General features: G+C 46.0%; 19 protein-coding genes. 14 read left to right on the plus strand and 5 right to left on the minus strand.

Translation table 11 applies throughout. The features are described from left to right. Window positions 1-194 precede the first annotated feature (194 nt). The 5 genes from J2Z28_RS25490 (at window position 195) to J2Z28_RS25510 (ending at window position 5,267) form a co-directional block, all read left to right on the plus strand. The gene (locus tag J2Z28_RS25490; RefSeq protein ID WP_211084804.1) at window positions 195-2,186 is read left to right on the plus strand and encodes a sensor domain-containing diguanylate cyclase; all 1,992 of its coding nucleotides are present in this window, start codon (window positions 195-197) and stop codon (window positions 2,184-2,186) included. A gap of 102 nt (window positions 2,187-2,288) precedes the next feature. Further along, window positions 2,289-3,179 (plus strand): hypothetical protein, encoded by an 891-nt coding sequence (locus J2Z28_RS25495; protein ID WP_211084805.1) that lies wholly within the window; start codon window positions 2,289-2,291, stop codon window positions 3,177-3,179. Window positions 3,180-3,290: 111 nt separating this feature from the next. Beyond that, a complete protein-coding gene (locus J2Z28_RS25500) occupies window positions 3,291-4,406 on the plus strand; it encodes an aminopeptidase (RefSeq protein ID WP_211084807.1) in 1,116 nt (371 codons plus the stop codon). 96 nt (window positions 4,407-4,502) lie between these two features. Next, complete coding sequence (locus tag J2Z28_RS25505) at window positions 4,503-4,748, plus strand: HPr family phosphocarrier protein (protein ID WP_036614658.1); 246 nt, start codon at window positions 4,503-4,505, stop codon at window positions 4,746-4,748. Window positions 4,749-4,973: 225 nt separating this feature from the next. Next, complete coding sequence (locus J2Z28_RS25510; RefSeq protein ID WP_036614657.1) at window positions 4,974-5,267, plus strand: Fpa/YlaN family protein; 294 nt, start codon at window positions 4,974-4,976, stop codon at window positions 5,265-5,267. A gap of 189 nt (window positions 5,268-5,456) precedes the next feature. Here J2Z28_RS25510 and cax read toward each other — a convergent pair whose 3' ends face one another. Beyond that, window positions 5,457-6,527 carry a calcium/proton exchanger gene (gene cax / locus J2Z28_RS25515; RefSeq protein ID WP_211084809.1) on the minus strand — a complete coding sequence of 357 codons (1,071 nt, stop codon included), beginning with the start codon at window positions 6,525-6,527 and terminating at the stop codon, window positions 5,457-5,459. A gap of 182 nt (window positions 6,528-6,709) precedes the next feature. On the opposite strand from cax, the gene J2Z28_RS25520 reads away from it, so the two are divergent. Next, complete coding sequence (locus J2Z28_RS25520; RefSeq protein WP_211084812.1) at window positions 6,710-7,072, plus strand: Asp23/Gls24 family envelope stress response protein; 363 nt, start codon at window positions 6,710-6,712, stop codon at window positions 7,070-7,072. A gap of 129 nt (window positions 7,073-7,201) precedes the next feature. On the opposite strand, the gene ftsW is transcribed toward J2Z28_RS25520, so the two are convergent. Both ftsW and J2Z28_RS25530 read right to left on the minus strand, forming a co-directional pair. Next, complete coding sequence (gene ftsW / locus J2Z28_RS25525) at window positions 7,202-8,494, minus strand: putative lipid II flippase FtsW (RefSeq protein WP_211084814.1); 1,293 nt, start codon at window positions 8,492-8,494, stop codon at window positions 7,202-7,204. 12 nt (window positions 8,495-8,506) lie between these two features. Then, window positions 8,507-8,854 (minus strand): YugN family protein, encoded by a 348-nt coding sequence (locus tag J2Z28_RS25530; protein WP_036614650.1) that lies wholly within the window; start codon window positions 8,852-8,854, stop codon window positions 8,507-8,509. Between the two features lie 210 nt (window positions 8,855-9,064). Between J2Z28_RS25530 and J2Z28_RS25535 the strand changes: the two genes are divergently transcribed. The 8 genes from J2Z28_RS25535 to J2Z28_RS25570 all read left to right on the plus strand — a co-directional run bounded on the left by J2Z28_RS25535 (window position 9,065) and on the right by J2Z28_RS25570 (window position 17,352). After that, window positions 9,065-10,234, plus strand: coding sequence for a M20 family metallopeptidase (locus J2Z28_RS25535; protein WP_211084816.1), 1,170 nt, complete (start codon window positions 9,065-9,067; stop codon window positions 10,232-10,234). Window positions 10,235-10,424: 190 nt separating this feature from the next. Continuing rightward, complete coding sequence (locus J2Z28_RS25540) at window positions 10,425-12,119, plus strand: DNA repair helicase XPB (protein WP_211084818.1); 1,695 nt, start codon at window positions 10,425-10,427, stop codon at window positions 12,117-12,119. A gap of 36 nt (window positions 12,120-12,155) precedes the next feature. Further along, a complete protein-coding gene (locus J2Z28_RS25545) occupies window positions 12,156-13,874 on the plus strand; it encodes a helicase-associated domain-containing protein (protein WP_211084820.1) in 1,719 nt (572 codons plus the stop codon). A 152-nt stretch (window positions 13,875-14,026) separates the two neighbouring features. After that, on the plus strand, window positions 14,027-14,464 hold the full coding sequence (locus J2Z28_RS25550; RefSeq protein WP_036614642.1) for a YlbF/YmcA family competence regulator: 438 nt from the start codon (window positions 14,027-14,029) through the stop codon (window positions 14,462-14,464). A 30-nt stretch (window positions 14,465-14,494) separates the two neighbouring features. Continuing rightward, entirely contained in the window at window positions 14,495-14,758 is a 264-nt protein-coding gene (locus J2Z28_RS25555; protein ID WP_026080981.1) for a YlbG family protein, read from the plus strand. 165 nt (window positions 14,759-14,923) lie between these two features. Next, window positions 14,924-15,361, plus strand: coding sequence for a hypothetical protein (locus J2Z28_RS25560; RefSeq protein ID WP_017687436.1), 438 nt, complete (start codon window positions 14,924-14,926; stop codon window positions 15,359-15,361). Between the two features lie 131 nt (window positions 15,362-15,492). Beyond that, window positions 15,493-16,416: a selenium metabolism-associated LysR family transcriptional regulator gene (locus J2Z28_RS25565; RefSeq protein ID WP_211084821.1), complete on the plus strand. Its 924-nt coding sequence runs from the start codon at window positions 15,493-15,495 to the stop codon at window positions 16,414-16,416. A 66-nt stretch (window positions 16,417-16,482) separates the two neighbouring features. After that, window positions 16,483-17,352: a PHP domain-containing protein gene (locus tag J2Z28_RS25570; RefSeq protein WP_211084823.1), complete on the plus strand. Its 870-nt coding sequence runs from the start codon at window positions 16,483-16,485 to the stop codon at window positions 17,350-17,352. A gap of 143 nt (window positions 17,353-17,495) precedes the next feature. Here the strand turns inward: J2Z28_RS25570 and J2Z28_RS25575 are convergent, their stop codons facing one another. Both J2Z28_RS25575 and J2Z28_RS25580 read right to left on the minus strand, forming a co-directional pair. Further along, a complete protein-coding gene (locus tag J2Z28_RS25575; protein ID WP_211084825.1) occupies window positions 17,496-17,942 on the minus strand; it encodes a GNAT family N-acetyltransferase in 447 nt (148 codons plus the stop codon). A gap of 417 nt (window positions 17,943-18,359) precedes the next feature. Continuing rightward, window positions 18,360-20,132, minus strand: a complete 1,773-nt coding sequence (locus J2Z28_RS25580) for an Rqc2 family fibronectin-binding protein (RefSeq protein ID WP_211084827.1) — start codon at window positions 20,130-20,132, stop codon at window positions 18,360-18,362. Window positions 20,133-20,231 lie beyond the last annotated feature (99 nt).

The following is a 20,231-nucleotide window of genomic DNA, read 5'->3' on the forward strand; positions in this document are numbered from 1 at the left end:
TGGGCCTAAAATAATGGGACAATTTTCTGAAATATGGATGCAAAAAAGGTTTAAACAGAGTAAAATAGATTGTATCTTAACTTTAAATCATCTTTATGTAGCAAGGTTATCGCAACGGATTTGCAGGTTTGCGATAACGTCTGCAGATTAATGCATCCTGGTGGATGCAAAAACGGTGCAAAGGAGCGCCTGACATGTTAGAACATCTAAGAAGTTTACCTGCCAGCTTGAATTCACGAAGTTCGGGCGATTCCGCATCTTTTGCCGCTCCTCGTTCTCATGAAGAGCATGTGTTGTGGATGCAAAAAATGGATATCACACCTTTTGATTTTTCATATTTGGGCAGCTTGCTAGAGCAGGCATACAGTGACTGGAACTCCAGAGTGGGTTCAAGGCTGGCCAGGACATCAACCTTTTACAGCGTGTGGAACACGGAAGGCGATTGCATAGGATACGATAGCGATCATGAAGCTGATCCGGGCGTAAATGCACGCAGACTGGTATTGGAATGTTTGGATAAGAGACAGGTCCTGTCCCTTAAAGGGACAAGCGAACACGGAGAATATCTTATAATAACACATCCCTTATTCTCCAGAACAAACGAGGATATGTTTGCTGTATTCACTGCTGTGATCTATGAATCCAATGGATATGAAACGTCTGAAGCTGTGGTTCAATCTGAGGCATTGCATTATCGCACCTGCTTTTACCGAAGATTTGAATACATATTTATGACGGACCTGTTACATGCTCATGAACAAACAGCCCGTGAGGAACACCGGAGGTCCATCCTCTTTCAGATTGTTCAGCGAATGCATGACAAAATGGATGTCGAGGCCATATTGGATGAGGTATTTGACAGTATGGATTACTTGTACCCGGCCACTTATATCAAATTGTATATGTCTCAGGATCAGAGCAACTCTGATCCACGGATTAAACCGTTGCTTGTCCACGAGCGAGGAGAAGATCTTTGTGTGCGTTCATTTATGGAAGGTAAGCTGATCGTTGCTCGCTCACATGATGCAGAGAACCGCATTGTAGATGTAGGGATTCCGCTGAAAGGCAAACAAGGCATATACGGTGTGTTCCATATCGAAATGAATGAAGAGATTATGGAAGAATCGGACTTGCAATTGATTACGATGATGGTAGACACTGCAGGAACGGCCTTTGAGAACGCCAAGTTGCATGAACAATCCAATATGTTAATTCAGGAACTTCGTTTAATTAATGATCTGACACAGCGGTTGAACAAAAGCCTGCATCTTTCGGAGATTTATCAACTATCCGAGCAAGAGTTAAAGGAAATATTCCAGGCTGAAACGTGTTGCATTCTTCAACTCAATGACAGTACCAATGACTTCGAAGTCATGTCATCTAACGTGAAAGATGTTTTTCACCAATCCTTTTCTGTAGACTACGGTATCGCAGGTTTGGTGTATCGAACAGAGGAACCACTTATTATAGCCAATTATGCGCAATTTGATAAAGTGTCCTCCTTTTTCATGGAAGATACGGGATCCATGTCACTGATTGCATCACCAATCAGAGTCAATGGTGAAGTGAAGGGTGCCATTTTGCTGGGACACAGTAGAGAGCACTACTTTTCATATGATAACTATAAGCTCTTACAGATGTTATCCATTCATATCGGGCTTGCCCTGTCAAATGCCACGCTGCATGCCGAGGTTCGGCGCTTGGCTAATCTGGATATGTTGACAGGTCTGTACGTGAGGCATTATCTGGATAGTGTGATTCACGAGCGACAGGCTCATGAATTCTGTGGCTCCCTCATTGTGGTGGATATTGATCAGTTCAAACAGGTGAATGATACATTCGGACACCAGACAGGGGATCAAGTACTGAAGCAAGTGAGTGAGATTGTCACCAGCTCTGTTCGCTCGGAGGATGTCTGCGCCAGATGGGGTGGAGAGGAACTGGCGATCTATATGCCACAGGTGAGTGTAAAGCAGGCGTTGGATTATGCGGAAGTGATTCGAAAGAGAGTCGCAGAAGAGACCAGACCGCCCGTTACGGTATCCAGTGGCATCGCAGAGTGGAGTTGGATGGATGAAAAGGTCAGTGTAGAGTCCTTGTTTTATCGGGCTGATATGGCTTTGTACAGCGCCAAGAATGGTGGTCGGAACAGAATCGTTGTAGAAGAACAGGATGTGACACGTTAAGAGAGAACAATTCCAGTTGCGGAGTCGTTCTCTTTTTTTTGTGCATGGGAGAATCAAGTTGTGTATAGAAGGAAGTATAAGCGTATACGGGCGGGGCAATCTATGGAGAAAGTTCACGGAAGGGTGAAGATAGACATGTTTAACCGCCATTCGGTACGTACATTATGGTTATTTGTGAGCATTGTGATTATTGGTGTTCCGGGTTGTGGATTAATCCAGCGAGATCGAACGCCTGAAGAGGTTTTTTCCTTGGCCTTATCCGGGATAGCGGGAAAAGAAACGTTGAGTTTTGAAGGAGAGGCAGGGCTTCGACGGGAGAACAGTGGGCTGTTCGAGAATCAGTTCAAATTCGAAGGCAAGCTGGAGAATCATGATCGTCTGACCCTTCAGACCCGATTACCTGGAGAAGTAACCGCTGTGGGCACAGGCATTCAAACAACTGCCGTAAAAAATAATGGACAGCCCAGTGGGTTTAGCGCCTCTTTCGAGCGGAAACAAGGACAATGGATGGCATTGTCAGCGCAGCATGAGCCGCTGCGTGGTTCTCTTTCCCGCTTTAATCCAATTGCCCAAATGGAGAAGATCGATAAGATGAACAAAACCATTCAATCCGAATATGGGGCCGGTCGTCGAACCAGAACATTACGGATTGAACTTGCACCGGAAGACGCCAAATCATGGGCTGTAACTCAGCTAAACGACGAGATGAACGCCATTCGGGCAGAATATATGCATAAGGCAGCTACGGTGAAAGGGGCGCGTAAGGAGAAGCTTGAGAAGGATCTGGAGAAAGTTTGGAAACAGGGTGAAACAACGATGCAACAGATGATGAAACAAGCGAGCGTGCAGACGGTATATCATCTCACGGTAGATCGGAAGAGCAGCCTGCCTCTTCGCTTATCCTCTGAAAGTCAGGTGAGTTACACGGACAACAACCGTAAAAGTAACAAAGAAGCTCTTGTCACCGATGTAAACTTCAAGTCATATCAATAAACGATGTGAGGGACTGCCTGCTGACGGGATGACTGTTCGCGTGCTACAATAGTATCGTAATTTACCGTTGTTCAATTCAAGTATGGCAGATGACAGGAGGATTTTACCAAGATGAAAGACCCAAGAATTCAGAAGCTTGCAGCAAACCTGGTGGGCTATTCAGTAGATGTACAGCCTGGTGAAAATGTATTGGTTGAGATGATTGGATCGGAACGTGATCTGATTAACGCCATTATTGAAGAGGTAGGCAAAAAAGGTGGTAACGTCTTTGTACAGTTGACTGATAAAACCGTACAGCGTGCGATGCTGAAAAATGCCACAGAAGAAATGATGAAAACATGGGCAGAGATTGATCTGAACCGTATGAAACAGATGGATTGTTATATCGGTATTCGTGCGGGAGAAAATGTGAATGATCTGTCCGATGTGCCGGAAGAAAAAATGAAAATGTACAATTCATTGTACTCCCACCCGGTACATAGTGAACAACGTGTCAAACGTACGAAATGGGTTGTACTTCGTTACCCTAACGCAAGTATGGCGCAACTCGCCAATACAAGTACAGAAGCGTTCGAAGATTTCTACTTCGACGTATGTAACCTGGATTACGCCAAAATGGACAAAGCGCAGGACTCGCTCGCTAACCTGATGAAGCGGACGGACAAAGTTCGTATCACCGGACCAGGAACAGAGCTGAGCTTCTCCATTAAAGATATCGGTGCAGAGAAATGTTCTGGCCAAAAAAATATCCCGGATGGCGAAGTGTACAGTGCCCCTGTGCGTAATTCCGTGAACGGAACGATTAGTTATAACTCGCCAACCCTGTACAATGGAGTGACTTTTGAAAATATCAAGTTCACGTTCAAGGATGGCAAAATTGTTGAAGCGACAAGTAACGATACAGAGCGTTTGAATGAAATCCTGAATTCGGATGAGGGTGCTCGTCATATTGGTGAATTCGCGATTGGATTTAACCCGCATATTCTGCATCCGATGAAAGATATCCTGTTTGATGAAAAAATCGCAGGCAGCTTGCACTTTACGCCAGGTCAGGCGTATGAAGAAACCGACAATGGCAACCGCTCGTCCATCCACTGGGATCTCGTATTGATCCAGCGTCCGGATTATGGCGGCGGGGAGATTTATTTTGACGATGTGCTGATTCGTAAAGACGGTATCTTTGTCATTCCTGAGCTGGAATGCTTGAATCCGGACCGTTTGAAGTAGGAACAGGATTTTGCTGTTGCTAGGAAAGCGGATTCACGGTATCATGTAGTGGTAATTAATAGATGATACCAATAGTAAAAAGACGGAGGGATTCCTATGTCGAGTAATAACGCGGCTGTAGTAGAAATTGCTCAAACAGCAGGCAAGTTTACTTCTTCAATCGTGCTTCATTCGGAGAACAAGTATATCGATGTAAAAAGTATTCTCGGATTGTTTACAACGCTGATCAGCACGCACAGCTATGAACTGCATGTTCATGGTCCAGATGCAGTTGAAGCAAAAGCAGCCATGTCAGAAGTATTTGCCAAGCATGGATTGAATGTAAGCATCGCATCTGAGTAATAGCTCTCAAGAAGCACCTTTGCCTTTTTTGGCAGGGGTGTTTTTTGGCATGGAATGCGCTGAATGCACATCTGAAGGTGACTGGAATAGGAGGATTAAGCTTCAACAAAAGGCTTAACTTTGCGGGCTTATTTTGGTCAGGTTCTTGTATTAGCTCTTCATTTCGTCTAATATTAGAGGTAGAACGTCTTTACGCGATTTTTGGGACATAGGGGGGAAAAATGCATGACTTCATCTGATCTGCAGGACCAGCTGAGTTTGAAAGCGATCAGTCTTCTTCAAGAAGATGCAGATAAAATACAGAAGCTTATTGAAGTACAGATGGAGAATCTGGCTACCCGCTACTGCCCTCTCTATGAGGAAGTATTGGATACACAGATGTATGGGTTCTCCAAAGAAGTTGATTTTGCTGTTCGTGCAGGGCTCCTTCCAGAAGGTGCAGGTAAGCAGCTGGTTAGCGCGCTTGAGCGGAATTTGGCAATTTTATATGAAGCCTTGAACAAGAAGAATGAGCAATAGCCTGCAAATGCGCGGGTCAGAATAGAAGGCATGCAGGCGTTTATGCATGCTTTTTTTGTGCATCTGAACGGGGGATGGAGATACAAGCCAGCCGGAAGGGCGTCTACAAGCAAAGAGACAGCTCCAAATGTATATTGGGGCTGCCTCCTGTGACTTGTTTATTTTAATGGTGACTACGTGAGGGCCTGGTTACACCAGGAAGAAGGATACACCGAGTATGATATATACCACGAGCAGGAGTAAACCTTCGTACCAATTCGTTGAACCATCTTGGGTAATGGACTTCGCAATAAATACGGATACGCCGATGGCGACCAGTTCAATCGTTGTAAATACGATATCCATGGTTCTGCCTGTGAAGTAGCTGACAAAAATCAGTACAGGAGCAACGAAGAGTGCGATCTGCAAGCTGCTGCCGACCGCAATTTCAACGGCGGCTCCAATTTTATTTTTCATGGCAAGCATGATGGCTGCACTGTGTTCGGCCGCATTACCGATGATGGCCACAAGGAATGCACCGACAAACAGTTCGCTAAGTCCAAATTCCGAAGTGAAGACTTCAAGCGTGCCGACCAGCCATTCACTGACGAAGGCAACCATGACTGTTGCGAGCACCAGGTAGAGAATAGATTTTTTCTTGGACCACGCCGGAGCATGCTCATGAGGTAGCTCTTCATCGCGATCCTCAGTGACGTCTGCAAGGTAGTTCTTATGCGTTACCATGGAGAATAGTAACCAGGCGATATACGCGAGAATGAGCAACCCGGCCACGATGAGACTAAGTGTATTGGTGTCTTTCTGTGTAATGGAATGTGTATTGAGAAAGACTGCCGGAATAAACAGGGCAATGATGGCAACAATCATCAGGGAACCATTCAGACCTGCGAGTGAAACATTATAATTCTGAATTTTGAACTTGAGTCCTCCGGCAAAAATACTTAACCCGAGCACTAACAGCAGATTTCCGATGATGGAACCTGTCAGACTTGCTTTGACCATGTCGAACAGCCCCTCTTTGACGAGGAAAATGGCGATGATCAATTCGGCGGCATTGCCGAAAGTCGCATTCAGGAATCCACCCAGCCGCTGTCCGGCATAGTGGGCAACATTTTCGGTGGCTTTGCCTAAAAAACCGGCCACAAAAATAACCGAAATGGCTGATATTACGAACTGTAGAATCGAATCCCATTTCATGAAGTGGGCGATGGCACTGAGTGCAAAGAACGCAATCAGCAAAATGGATGAAATCCGGTTTCTCACAACAAACACCTCGGTTATTAATTATTTTGTTTTGAATTACACTGTAAATCGCTTATGAGATTATTTCATATTTCAATATAACCAAATGGTGGTAGGTTGTAAACGCATCTTTTTGAGTTTTATTTGCTTTTTGGGGTGGAAAGGATTTAAAATACGAGTAACGAAGTGAAGGAGGATGTGGCATGGCAGAACAACTTCAACTGGAGAGCGGAAACATCCGGATTGCCGATGACGTGGTTGCAAAAATTGCCGGAATGGCTGCAATGGAAACACCCGGAATTGCCGCAATGTCTGGAGGATTGTCAGAGGGCTGGGGGAAGCGACTCAGCGGTAAAAACGTACAGAAAGGCGTGAGCGTTGAGGTCGGCCAGCTGGAAGCAGCCATTGACCTGCGCATCATCGTCCTGTACGAAACCCCGATTCATGAAGTTTCCCGTATGCTTCAGCAGAATGTAAGAGAAGCGGTAGAGACCATGACCGGATTACGCGTGGTTGAAGTCAATGTAAAGGTAGAAGGCGTATCTTTCAAAGGCGACGATCTGTAGAAATCGCAATCCGCAATGGAGGACAGAGCGATATTGACCTGTTCTTCATCTTGATAGACAGAGTTTATTCAGTACACAGAAAAAGGCTGCGCATCCATTGGGTGCACAGCCTTTTTTGTGTTGCTTTTTTTATCGAATCCGACGGATGGACTCCCGTGAACGAAGAGCAGGAGAGGTACGAGTCTGTGTCTGTACAGTCACGGACTTCGTTTTCTCTTCCTTGATCACGTCCAGATTGTTAGTACGTGAGATACTGAGCAGAATGCCCATAGCAACCATCATCACAAAGAGTGAGGTACCCCCATAACTGATAAATGGAAGCGTGACCCCCGTCACCGGAATGGTCTGAGTTACACCACCAATGTTGATAAATGCCTGAATCGCGATCAGTCCCATGATACCTATGCCAACCAATGTTCCGAATGGATCGGGACAGCGGAGAGAGACAATAATTCCGCGCCAGATGAAGTACAGGTAAACCAGCAGGAATAATGCACTTCCGATGAATCCGAGTTCTTCCCCAATTACGGAGAAAATAAAGTCATTATACGCGTTTGGCAAATAATGCAACTTCATCGTACCTTGTCCAATCCCGGAACCTGTTATGCCGCCATCACCAATGGCAACAAGGGAACGGTAAAGGTTAAGACTTCCGTCCGTGGGATCTGATAAAGGGTCCAAAAAAGCTTGAATTCGTCCGATTTTATAGTTCTGCTTGACTTCTGTAACAGAGACAGTTGAACTTGAGCTATCTGAAGGAGACATGGAAGAAAACAGGGAATTCGCTCCAAACGCCAGTGCCCCACCGAGTACAACCAGGAGAATCGAACCCAGGATATGTTTCATACTGGCTCCACCGGCATAGATCAAGAGACCACAGGTGGACACCAGAATGAAGGTGGTACCGAAGTCTGGTTGCAGCATAATCAGCCCTGCGATGAATCCAACGATGAACAAGACGGGAACGTACCCTGTCTTGAAAACCCTGAATTTCTCACCTTTTTTGGTAATAAGAGCAGAGAGATAGAGAATGATAGCAATTTTCGCGAACTCTGCAGGCTGAAGACTGAAACCAAAAATGTGAATCCAGCTTCGTGCACCGTTCAATACTGCACCTGAGATCAAAACAATCACCAGCATGACCGTAGTGAGCAGGAAAAAGGGTGCATAGAGCTTTTTGTACTTGTTGAAGCGGATATTCATGGCAAAAAACATGCCAAATAGACCGATAATCGCCCACATAAGTTGTTTTTTCGTGAAGTAAAGGGCATCATTGTTAAATTTATCGCTTGCGATTGCAATGCTGGAACTGGAGCTGAATACCATCACCAGTCCAAAGCCCACCAACAATAAAGTGAGGATTAGCAGTTGAAAATCCGGCGTGCCTCTCTTCGTTTTCGTTTGGGCCGTTTGTTGTTTCATCGTTGGCCCAGCCTATGCTTCCAGCAGTTCTTTAAGCTGCTGTAATTTTTGGGCTGCCAGCTTCACGACTGGTTGCGGAACGGAAGAGTCATAATCCAGGCCGTGAGGGAAAGTGGCTTTGCCAAGGTATACTGCTTCAACAGCAAGAACAGTATCCGGTTTTTCCAATTTGCCTTCCACAGCGCGGGTATTAATGCGTACAAAGTATTCTGAGTTGGTTAGTTCATCTTCAATTTTGTAGTCATATGTAGCACGGTAATATTCCCATTGCCACCGGACAAATCCGACTTTCTCGGCGCTCTCATCCAGGTATGCCAAGTCGCTCTTCAAGCCATCCAAGCCTGTATTCTCAAAAATCATAAGCGTTTGATCCTCCTCATAAGCTTCCGAGTATAATTTCTCGAGTATTTCTCTAGTTCATGATAGTATGTTTCCCCTTCCCGTGCAAGCTTTCCAAAGGCGTTTCGTATCGGTTTTCTTCCAATTCTGCTACAATATACAGCAATAGGTTTGAAGAGGAAGGTTCGGGCTTGATCCAAGTCCCGTTCAAGATTGAAAGGGTGGAGAGACATGACTAATAATATATGGTGGGAAGATCTGCAGATCCACATGGTGGAATGGCGGCGTCACCTTCATCGCAATCCCGAGGTTTCCTTTCATGAGGAGAAGACATCCTCTTTTGTAGCGGATATGTTGGAGAGTTTTGGCGTGGAAGTGAGGCGTCATGTTGGTGGTCACGGGGTCATCGGTACCATTCGTGGGGACAAGCCGGGTCCTGTCGTCATGCTGCGAGCTGATATGGACGCACTTCCAATTCAGGATGAGAAGAATATCGAGTATGCATCACAACAAGCAGGAGCGATGCATGCATGCGGCCACGATGGTCATATCTCAATCTTGCTCGGTACGGCATTGTATTTCAGCCGTCACAAGCAGGAGATCCAGGGCGAGATTCGCTTTTTGTTCCAGCCAGCAGAAGAACTGCTTCCGGGCGGTGCAGTTCAGGTCATTGCGGATGGTGCGCTCGAAGGCGTGGATGTCATATACGGTATTCATCTGTGGACCCCGCTACCTGTAGGAGTTGTTGCCAGTAAAGCAGGACCGATGATGGCGGCGGCGGACGATTTTTACATTGAGATCAAAGGCAAAGGTGGACATGGCGGGATGCCACAATCTACGATAGATAGTCTTATCGCGGGTTCTGCACTTGTGATGCAGCTTCAGACCGTTGTCAGTCGTTCGGTGGATCCATTGCAACCCGCGGTGCTGACCATTGGTACAATGCAGGCGGGCTCGGCTCAGAATGTAATTGCAGAGCAATGCAAAATGAGCGGTACGGTAAGAACGTTTGATGAAGAGACCCGAAACGGGATGAAAGAGCGTGTGCTTACGATGGTAGCCCAGACAGGGGCAGCTTATGGGGCAGAGACGCAAGTGAAATATATTATGGGATATCCGCCTGTGGTGAACGATGAACAGGAGACAGCACGTTTCTTCAGAGAAGCTACAGAATTATTTGGGGCAGAACGGGTGCAAGCATCCCCGATGCTGATGCCAGCGGAAGATTTTGCGTATTATCTGCAGAAGGTTCCAGGGTGCTTTATGTTTGTTGGAGCAGGCAACCTGGATAAAAATGCGATCTATCCGCATCATCATCCAATGTTTGATTTTGATGAAGACGCGATGCAGACGGCTGTAAAATTATTTATTGCGATGGCTAAGGGTTACACAGCCGAATGACTTTAGATGCAGTGGGGCATCCTGTTCATACCGAGGTATGGGCAGGATGTTTTTTTGTGGATTTTATAGATGTTGTTCAAAAAGTCCACTTTTCGGTACGGAAAAATAGACTTTTTGAACGTGCACTTAAAGTGGTTCATTTTCGGAAGCTGCCGGAACTGGACTTTTTTGTGATAGGAGGAAGGCTCGAATGGAAGGAACAGAACATGTGGTAAGGACAGATGCTTGTATCGTTCAGCGAGATTTTACAGTTTTGCTGGAAGTTGGCCACCCCGGATTCGAAAGAGCAAGAGAGCAGCTTGGGATGTATTCAGAACTGGTTAAGACACCGGCAGCGTTCCATACTTACCGGATCACTCCGTTATCGCTCTGGAATGCGGCTGCGCTGGGATGGAATGCAGATCAAGTCATCACAAGTTTGGAGCTGGTATCCCGCTGGAACGTGCCTGCTGCACTGATACAGGATGTTCGGAGAATCATGGATCAGTATGGCAAATTAAAGCTGCATTCCGAAGCAGATCACACTAGAATGCGCCTTTACAGTGAGGATGAGCGGTTGCTGGATGAATTAAGTGGATTGAAATCGATAGCTGCCTTTCGCATGGAACGCAAGGACGCTCATGAACTTCTGCTCCCAGGAGAACAGCGAGGGTTATTAAAAAGGGAATTAACACGGTTGGGTTACCCCGTACTTGATTACGTGGGGTATCGAGAGGGGACCAAGCTTTCATTTGATTGGCGGTCTAATGATCCAGGGGACCACTCTGAGCGGTTTGCGTTGCGTTCTTACCAGAGAGAAGCTGTGGATGCATTCGAAGGCAGTGAGGGCATGGGAGGAAGCGGTTTACTCGTACTTCCTTGCGGGGCAGGAAAAACGGTCATTGGCATGGCCGTGCTGGAGCGGCTTCAATGTGAATGCCTTATTTTGACGTCTAATACAACGTCTGTGCGACAGTGGATTCAGGAAATTCAAGACAAAACCACGATTACCAGCGAACAGATCGGTGAGTATTCCGGTCAGAAAAAACAGGTGAAACCTGTGACTGTAGCTACATATCAGATTCTTACACACCGGAAATCAAAGGATGCTGATTTTACCCACATCAAACTGCTCAGTGAGCGGCAATGGGGTCTGATCATATATGATGAAGTACATTTGCTGCCAGCGCCGGTGTTTCGTGCAACTGCAGATATTCAAGCTACGCGAAGACTGGGGTTAACGGCCACGTTGGTTCGAGAGGATGGCTGTGAACAGGATGTATTTTCGCTGATTGGTCCGAAGCTCTATGATATGCCGTGGAAGAAACTGGAGCAGCAAGGGTGGATTGCTGATGTACAATGTCAGGAGATACGTATCCCGTTCTCCCCGGAACTAAGATCAAATTATCTGCAAGCTGAGGTTAAGCACCAATTTCGATTGGCTGCCGAGAACCCGGCGAAGGTACGTGTAGTTAAACGTTTGCTGGAACGTCATCGAGATTTGCCTGCACTTGTGATTGGACAATATCTGGATCAGTTAGAGTTGATTGCCCGGGAAATTGAAGCACCTCTGATCTCGGGGACCATGTCACAGCAAGAGCGAATCAAGTGGTTTTCCGCTTTTCGACGAGGAGAGATTAAAACGATTGTTGTATCCAAGGTTGCCAATTTTGCTGTGGATTTGCCTGATGCTGCTGTTGCGCTTGAGATATCCGGGAGTTTCGGGTCAAGGCAGGAAGAGGCACAGCGTTTGGGGAGAATTCTAAGACCAAAAGCTGGTGAAAACAAAGCATATTTCTATGCGCTGGTATCAGAGGATAGTAAGGAACAGGAGTTTGCATTAAACCGTCAGATGTTCTTGGTGGAGCAGGGATATGAATATGCTATCGTTCATGAGAACGAATAGTCCATTTATACTCGCGAAAAGAGGAGGGATTGGGATATGTCTTCATTTGAACCAATAGATGAGCCTGTGGTACTGAACCTTGATTCATGGTCAAAGCTTGCTTTGGTCGAGCAAAAAGTGCTTGGTGCAATTTTTCACAAACATGCCGGTCAGCCCTTTTCCTCTCTCCTGCCGCGAGAACAGTGGGCCATCGAAGGACTAAGTGTCGCAGAAGCCAATTCTTCATTCGCCAGCCTTAGGCAGCAAAGATGGATTGAATCTGTATATAAGAGTTGGGGAGAGCGATTATTCTATATTCCTGCTTCGCTGATGGAGACATTGACGATTGCTTACGCACAAAGAGTGGGTATAACCGTTAAACAGATGGCACAGCATGCTCATGTATTACAGGAAGGAAAGCCGGATACTGCTGCGGAACTTCTTCATCTGATCGCGTGGATTGAAAGAGAAGGACTTCCTTTGACAGGGAAGGGCACTATACATAAGAAAAGTGTTCAAAAATTAAGTGTGATCACGGTGTTATCTTCGACAGACTTTGAAGGTCTGGGCATCCGATATGATCATTCGGATTTGTATCCGACCCACGTAGCTATCCTTCTCGATCTACTGCTCAGTCTGAATCTCGTTCAGAAGTCAGATGGCCAAATTCAGATTGTAGATCATCGATTACAAAAATGGTTGCAGCTCTCGTGGAGACAGATGCATCGGGAAATATATCAAGCGTGTATGGAAAGATACGGAGAAGCTGAACCCGCGTTGCAGCATTTCCGTTATCAATTGGCAGTGTTGGCTCCAGAAAAAAACATATGGTGCCATATAGAGAATTTGGAATTGAAACCACGGATCAGGGGCTGGCTATACGCACTGGCTGGCTGGGGTTATGGTGAAGTAGGAGAAGATCAGTCGGGAGCGCTGGCATTCCGTTGGCTGATCGAACCGCATAGCCTGTTATATCGAGAACAAGAGATGGTAAGTGAGGCGGAGCCGTGTGGATTTTACATGCAGCCTGATTTCGAAATGTTGGTGCCGCCCGAAGCAGGGCCTGATGTGATCTGGATGCTGGAGCAATGCGCAGAACGGGTGACGCGTGATCGAATGTCCATCTACCGTATGACAAGAGAGCGATTCATTTCGGCCTTAGCCAGAGGGTATGAATTACATGAAGTGATAGAGTGTCTGGATCAATATGCGCTGACAGGCATACCAGAGAATGTACGTATTGCGTTAGCAGATTGGGGCAAGGAGACGGATGCTGCACCGTTGACTGTAAATCGGAGTATGAAGGTAATGGAGGCAAGTACAGGCTCCGCAGATGATCCGAAGTTATTAGAAAAAGATGTGTTGAGCGGTGTATATTCTTCTTTCTACACTCCCGATAATCTAGGTCTGGTTGATGTCCCTGCTTCTCTGCATGGGTTGGAGCGTGATCATTCTGTCATTGAGAAGAAGTTCTCTCTGTTGGGATTTGAGGAGATACCGGAGACCTGGTACAAGGAGTGGCGTCGATATCATAGTTCAACCGCCCGACAGATTGCTGCCAAAGCCATTGAGTGGCAGACCAAGCTGGGGATACAACAGGAAAATCAAACGCAATACCTCATTCCACATCAGGTAGAGGGTCATGAACAATGGACTTTAAGCGGTTGGTGCATGTTGGATTCAAGTGAAAATACATCAGAGACGGAATGGCGTACATTCTCCCCGTCAGAGTGGGATACAATGCGTCTTATCCTGCCAGATGATGTCATAACCTGACTATTTCACGTGAATATCAGGTTGAAAGGCGAATTTTCGAGTTCCCCCTATTTCTAATTGCAGGAAAAACTCTTCTTAACTATTCATGGATATGCTATGATGAGGTAGTCTACGTTAAGTAGAACTTTATATATAGATAGGATGAATATTTCATGAGCGTAGCGGAAATGAACACGGTCGATATGGCCCAAGTGTTAACGGGCGCATATGAACTGGGCGACATGATTAACCAATCTGCCGAAGTATCGGATTATTTATATTGGAAGCAGCAAGTCGAGACTACCCCTGAGATTCAGATGGGGATTCGGAAGCTGAATGCCAAGAAGGAATTGTTTGAAGAAACACAGCGTTTCGGTCATTTTCACCCGGATTATCATGCAGCAAAAGACCAGGTGAAGGCTCTGGAACAGGAGTTGGAAAATTTCGAGGCGGTAATCCGCTTCAAACAGGCAGAGAAGTCCCTGGATGATATGTTATTCCAGATGTCAGAGACCATTGCATTTGCAGTGTCAACGACCATTAAAGTACCGAGCAATGACCCGAATCCGAAGGGCGGCTGCGGTAGTGGCGGCAAGTGTGGTTGCAGTTAAGTAATCATTATAGAAGGGCGGGGAACGATGATGTTTGCGGAAAGGACAGGATTCATTATTTGGGTCAGTGATTTGAAAGCTGCCCGTAATCTCGAAAAATATGGCACCGTGCATTATATCTCCCGCCGTATGCATTATGTAGTCATGTATGTTAATGCAGAACGGGCAGATGATACGATGAAAAATGTGAAGCGACTTTCCTATGTGCGCAAGATCGAACGCTCGTATCGTAATGAGATCAAAACCGAGTATGCCAGCAAAACGATGGACAAAACGAGCTTTTACGGAATATAGACGAGAAACTGGAGGGACCCTTTGGGGTCGCTCTTTTCTTGAATTATGCACAAATAGACTCTTATGAAAAAAAGTTAAACTTACGCCTTGAGGTTGCGGGACTAATGTTGTAATATATTTGGTAATAAATAGATAGAAAGTCCTATCTGGTGGAGAGTGATTCCCATGCGTGATAAGGTGATGCAACGTTGGAGCACCTACGAGCCGTTTTTCGTGGCTCTTGGAGACAAGAAAGTGGCTGACATCGTCATTACCCATCATGCCAAGATGCGGTATGCAGACCGTATTGAGCCTGCACGTAGTGATGATGACCATATTGCGGCATGGTTATGGGAGTGTCTGAAGCAGGACCGTATAACACCATACTACCGTAATGAACAGGACGTCTACCTGATTGATGAGGATCTGGTGGTGGTCGCCGAATTTTCCGAACTTGAAGGAGAATATGATATTGCGGGCAACCCGTTGCACAAAATGATTGTAGTTACGTTTCTGGGACGTATGTCGGAGACCATTGAATTAAGGGACCTGAAGTCATATTATTCATGGTTAAGACATTCAAGAAGAATGACGTTGGTCAAAAATAGCCGCAAGCATAAGTAAGTTGAGTAGATTCAATATGTTGAAATCATAGATTCAAGGAGTATCGCATGCAGACAAGCTGCATGCTTTTTTTGTTGCCAAGCGGGAAATCGGCTACAATGTAGAGAGTGTAATCGAAGAGGGGCGAAGATATGAATTTTCACCAATTGCATATTTTTTATACGGTAGCAGAGAAGGGGAGTTTCTCGGCTGCTGCACAAGCATTACATATGACTCAACCGGCAGTAACGATGCAGATTCAATCATTGGAGGACTATTTTGGCACCAAGTTACTGCATCGTTCCACCAAAAAAATAGAATTATCCGAGGCTGGCCGGACTTTATTACCTCATGCGAAACGGAGTGTAGAGCTGGTCAGACAGACGGACGAAGCGATGTCGGCGTTTACTCAGATGTTACAGGGCCGACTCCAGCTGGGAGCCAGCTTAACGATCGGGGAATATGTGCTTCCACGCATGCTCGGACCATTTGCACTTCAATATCCGGATATTTCAATTGTCATGAAAGTGATGAATACAACGCAAATTATGGATGATATATTGAAGCACCAGCTTAATTTTGGTCTGATTGAAGCGCCAGTGCACCACCCGGACATGATTGTGGAGCCTGTCATGCAGGATGAGCTGAAACTGATTGTACCTGCCGGGCATGATCTGGCGAAGCGTGGCAAAGTGAATCTTGAAGATGTAATGAATTATCCTTTTGTGCTGCGTGAGAAGGGTTCGGGTACTCGTCAGGTGATGGAAGACCAATTGCAAAAGAAAAAGATTGATCCGCAGGATATGAATGTTGTAATGGAACTTGGCAGTACAGGAGCGGTAAAATCGGCTGTGGAGGCAGGGGTAGGCATTACGATGTTATCTCCTTCTTCGGTGCAGCATGAACTGGCTCTGGGACTTGTTCATATTGTGGATATCCGCGGACTCGAATTCAAACGGCAGTTCTATGCCATCCATCTAAAATCGTCCTTGTTGCCTCTGTCAGCAGTCGCTTTCCTGAATTATCTGCGTCAGCAGGAGCAGCCTAAGTCGGTACATAAGACGGGGAAGGCATAATCGTTGGCAACATCAATGATAGATAAGATTAATCATAATCAATTTTACACAAAGGAGCTGTTGTTCATGGATCAGCGCCAAGGACGCTGTGATCTTCACACGCATAGTCAGGCTTCCGATGGAATGCAGCCACCTGCTGATAATGTGAAGCTTGCCAAACAAAAAGGGCTATCTGCGGTTGCCCTAACGGACCATGATACAGTAGCTGGTGTAGCCGAAGCACAACAAGCGGGAAAAGAGTACGATATTGATGTCGTTGCTGGAGTGGAGATCAGCACTCGGGCTGGTGGGAAAGATATTCATGTGCTTGGGTATTATGTGAATACAGAGGATGAGCAGTTCCTGCAACGGTTGCGCGGATTACGAGAAGCGCGAGATGAGCGGAATCATCTGATTATTGGCAAGCTGCAAGAACTCGGGCTTGATATAAGCTGGCAGGAGGTACTGGATGAGCTGGGACGGCCGTTAGAGCCGGATGAGAGTATTGGAAGACCTCATATGGCCGATGTGCTGGTGAAAAAAGGCTACGCTGTTGACATGCGGGATGCATTTGATCGATATCTTGCTGAAGGCAAGCCTGGCTTCGTGTCTGTACCCCGCGTTGCACCAGAGGATGCGTGCGAGTGGATCAGAGCCGCAGGTGGAGCCGCTGTGATTGCCCATCCGGGTCTCTATAATGATGATGAATTGGTGCGACGTATCATCGAAGACTCTCGTCCAGATGGCATTGAGGTGTTTCATTCGGACCATGGCCCGGAAGCGGAACGCAGGTATGGTGAGCTGGCCAAGGAATATGACCTCATTGAAACAGGTGGATCGGATTATCATGGCAAACGCCAAGGTGTTGTTTTCCACGGAGATCTTGGTAGCAAGACCGTAACGGTTGATGTGTTGGAAAGGCTGAAGGCAGCTGCTTCACAGCAAAAGGGAGAGTAAGCGAGACGTTGCAACGCTCTATCTGACTATAATAAATTCTGTATTACTGGATACATTCTAAGATCGAAGGAGTAAAGGACATGCAAGCATGATAGGGCTGAACCTTCATGTTTGCATGTCCTTTTTTTTGTGCTCAAAAGAGTCTACGTAATGGAATAGTTTACCCAAGCGCCACGTGTAGCCCCAAGACGCTCGAATAATTGCTGTGCCCGCTCATTGGTCACTGCTGTGATCCAGGACATATAAGCACAGCCATGATCACGCGTATACTGCTGACAGTGTGCAAATAATTTAGCTTCTGCTTCGCCTTCTCTGAATGTTTCCGTAACAAATAGGTCATTCATGATGGCGACACGCTCTGCTTTCATCGTGCTGTATGTAAAGAACAGGGTGGAAAATCCGATAAGCTTCCTGTCCTCTACTGCCACAAATTGAGCACCGATCTGCTGATTAAGCAGGTTGTTGATCAAAAGCTGGATGGATTGATCACCAGGCCAGGGGTTGTTGTAGAATCCCACCACATAGTCATGCATTAATGCCATCAGGGGTTTCAGATCATCAGGTTGAGTTTCTCTGATATGTATGGTCATGGTACACTTCCTTTAACTATAATTTTATTCATCGTAATTGAATTATTATACATATAAATGAATTAATATTCAATAAAATGATAAATAAGCTGAACTTCACCTACCACTCAAACAAATAATACAATAACTAAAATCCCCTGAACCGTTAATGCTCAGGGGATTTTTCTATTGTTACTGTTACATCTATATAAGTTGAACTAATCATTTATACGATAACGGAGAGGACAGAAAAAACCTGAAAAAGCGGAGCTAAAAGCTTTCTGCAAGAAAGCTACTTCGGAAGCATAAGCTTCGCCTTTATCACCGGATTTTCCCTTGAGAAAAGGGATCGAAAAAATCTGGGGATAACAGCGATTGGAAGGTTGTTCTGTCATCGTAGTATCAGTGTAAATAATCTTTAGTTCAACTTATATAGCCTTATCCATTTTTAATTGTGGATGGCAGACTCTTGATCAATTCATCATTTGGCGTGACAAACAACGTCTTCTGATGATCATAGATCACAAAACCGGGCTTCGCACCACTTGGTTTGCGTACATGACGGATAAACGTATAATCCACAGGTACACTGCTGGACTCCTTGGCTTGGCTGAAGTAGGCAGCAAGCTGTGCTGCTTCTTCCAATGTAGCTTCACCAAAGTCCGTACTGCGAATAACGACATGTGAACCTGGAATGTCTTTGGTATGCAGCCAAGTGTCGTTGGAAGAAGCAAGACGATTGGTTACATACTCATTTTGCAGGTTGTTTTTGCCCACAAGAATATCAATCCCCTCGGAGGAGGTGAACTGGTGTACGGTTGGACGGTCACTTTTCTTCTTCTTTTTACCCTTTTTGTTACGGTCACGAAGGTATCCTTGCTGTACAAGCTCGTCCCGTATTTCCTCAATATCGTTCATCGATGCAATAGAGAGCTGCTGTAACAGGTTATCGAGATAGTCGATCTCGTCTTTGGTTTTGCCAAGCTGCTCATGAATGACAGCCAGACTGTTCTTGTATTTGTTATACCGCTTGAAATAACGTTGTGCGTTGTCAGACGGTGTGAGCAGTGGATCAAGCTGAATGGTAATGTTGGCTTGGTCTTCATCGTAGAAGTTCACAAGCTCCACGCTCTTGTCCCCTTTGTGGACCTGATGCAGGGAGGCAAACAGCAACTCACCCCATAGTCTGAACTTGTCTGCATCGTCCGCTTCCAGCAGGTCCTTGTTCAGGTTGTCCAGCTTTTTGATGTTTTTGCTTCGCTCATTCTGCAGAAAACGGAGCAGATCACTTACTCTCTGTTTTACCGTGTCCCGTTCAGCCTTGTCTCCGTAGTAATCCTCCATGCACTTGCTCATCGTGTCATAGGTTTTCTCCAAGTCTTGAATGCTCTGAAGATGAACAGCGGAGAAAATCATTTTGCCTTTGGCGTTCATTCCGGTTACAGGCGTGTAGAGATGATCCCTGACAGGTCCCATCACGGCTTCAAAAGCGTTCCAGAGTGCACCCGCCTCAACTCGGCTCTCACCCTCAACCACAGCCTGAGTGCTCACTGTGCCTTCAGAAGCAATCCCACGGGCAGCAATCTCTCCCGCAATTAACGGGCTAAGACCGCTAAAGGAGTTCACAAGCCAGCGTGATGCCTCTTCTTCAGCGGCATGATAGCTGTCCTCGAATGCTGTACGACTCACTTCAAGCGGATTACTTTTATGTTGCTCGGGTGGGGCAGTATACGCGAATCCAGGCATAATTACCCGGTAACTGCTGATGGAAGGAGTCACATGATGAATGCCATCCAGAATCGTTCCAGTTACAGGATCAAGCAAAATAATATTACTGTGACGCCCCATCAATTCAATGATGATCCGTTTAACTGAAACATCCCCCAGCTCGTCGCGCTGGCGCACATTGATGTGGATAATACGTTCCATGCCAATCTGACGGATCTCCTCAATGATTGCACCTTCACAGTGTTTACGGAGCAGCATGCAGAACATGGGTGCTTCCGTAGGGTTAAGAAATGTCTTTTCCGTATAATGCACACGAGGATATGTCGGGCTTGCCGAAACAAGCAATTTACTATTTCCGCGCTGAGCACGCAGGGTGAGAACTACGTCATGGCCATTCGGCTGATGGATTTTGCTGATACGTCCACCAATGCAGCCTTGCAGTTCATGAACAATGGCCCGTGTTACGATGCCGTCCAATGCCATATTTTCCACTTCCTCTCTCTATCGAGCATCTGCATTTTATCATCATGACAAATGCTTCATCTATATAACTGAAATGAGCAACCAGGTTATGTAAAAAAA

The sequence above is a fragment of the Paenibacillus xylanexedens genome, assembly GCF_017874615.1.
GTDB lineage: Bacteria > Bacillota > Bacilli > Paenibacillales > Paenibacillaceae > Paenibacillus > Paenibacillus xylanexedens.

Excerpts from the sequence above, each read along its gene's own strand:
- J2Z28_RS25490 (WP_211084804.1), top strand. The coding sequence starts at position 195 with ATGTTAGAACATCTAAGAAGTTTACCTGCCAGCTTGAATTCACGAAGT.
- J2Z28_RS25495 (WP_211084805.1), top strand. The coding sequence starts at position 2,289 with ATGGAGAAAGTTCACGGAAGGGTGAAGATAGACATGTTTAACCGCCAT.
- J2Z28_RS25500 (WP_211084807.1), top strand. The coding sequence starts at position 3,291 with ATGAAAGACCCAAGAATTCAGAAGCTTGCAGCAAACCTGGTGGGCTAT.
- J2Z28_RS25505 (WP_036614658.1), top strand. The coding sequence starts at position 4,503 with ATGTCGAGTAATAACGCGGCTGTAGTAGAAATTGCTCAAACAGCAGGC.
- J2Z28_RS25510 (WP_036614657.1), top strand. The coding sequence starts at position 4,974 with ATGACTTCATCTGATCTGCAGGACCAGCTGAGTTTGAAAGCGATCAGT.
- J2Z28_RS25520 (WP_211084812.1), top strand. The coding sequence starts at position 6,710 with ATGGCAGAACAACTTCAACTGGAGAGCGGAAACATCCGGATTGCCGAT.
- ftsW (WP_211084814.1), bottom strand. The coding sequence starts at position 8,494 with ATGAAACAACAAACGGCCCAAACGAAAACGAAGAGAGGCACGCCGGAT.
- J2Z28_RS25530 (WP_036614650.1), bottom strand. The coding sequence starts at position 8,854 with ATGATTTTTGAGAATACAGGCTTGGATGGCTTGAAGAGCGACTTGGCA.
- J2Z28_RS25535 (WP_211084816.1), top strand. The coding sequence starts at position 9,065 with ATGACTAATAATATATGGTGGGAAGATCTGCAGATCCACATGGTGGAA.
- J2Z28_RS25540 (WP_211084818.1), top strand. The coding sequence starts at position 10,425 with ATGGAAGGAACAGAACATGTGGTAAGGACAGATGCTTGTATCGTTCAG.
- J2Z28_RS25545 (WP_211084820.1), top strand. The coding sequence starts at position 12,156 with ATGTCTTCATTTGAACCAATAGATGAGCCTGTGGTACTGAACCTTGAT.
- J2Z28_RS25550 (WP_036614642.1), top strand. The coding sequence starts at position 14,027 with ATGAGCGTAGCGGAAATGAACACGGTCGATATGGCCCAAGTGTTAACG.
- J2Z28_RS25555 (WP_026080981.1), top strand. The coding sequence starts at position 14,495 with ATGTTTGCGGAAAGGACAGGATTCATTATTTGGGTCAGTGATTTGAAA.
- J2Z28_RS25560 (WP_017687436.1), top strand. The coding sequence starts at position 14,924 with ATGCGTGATAAGGTGATGCAACGTTGGAGCACCTACGAGCCGTTTTTC.
- J2Z28_RS25565 (WP_211084821.1), top strand. The coding sequence starts at position 15,493 with ATGAATTTTCACCAATTGCATATTTTTTATACGGTAGCAGAGAAGGGG.
- J2Z28_RS25570 (WP_211084823.1), top strand. The coding sequence starts at position 16,483 with ATGGATCAGCGCCAAGGACGCTGTGATCTTCACACGCATAGTCAGGCT.
- J2Z28_RS25575 (WP_211084825.1), bottom strand. The coding sequence starts at position 17,942 with ATGACCATACATATCAGAGAAACTCAACCTGATGATCTGAAACCCCTG.
- J2Z28_RS25580 (WP_211084827.1), bottom strand. The coding sequence starts at position 20,132 with ATGGCATTGGACGGCATCGTAACACGGGCCATTGTTCATGAACTGCAA.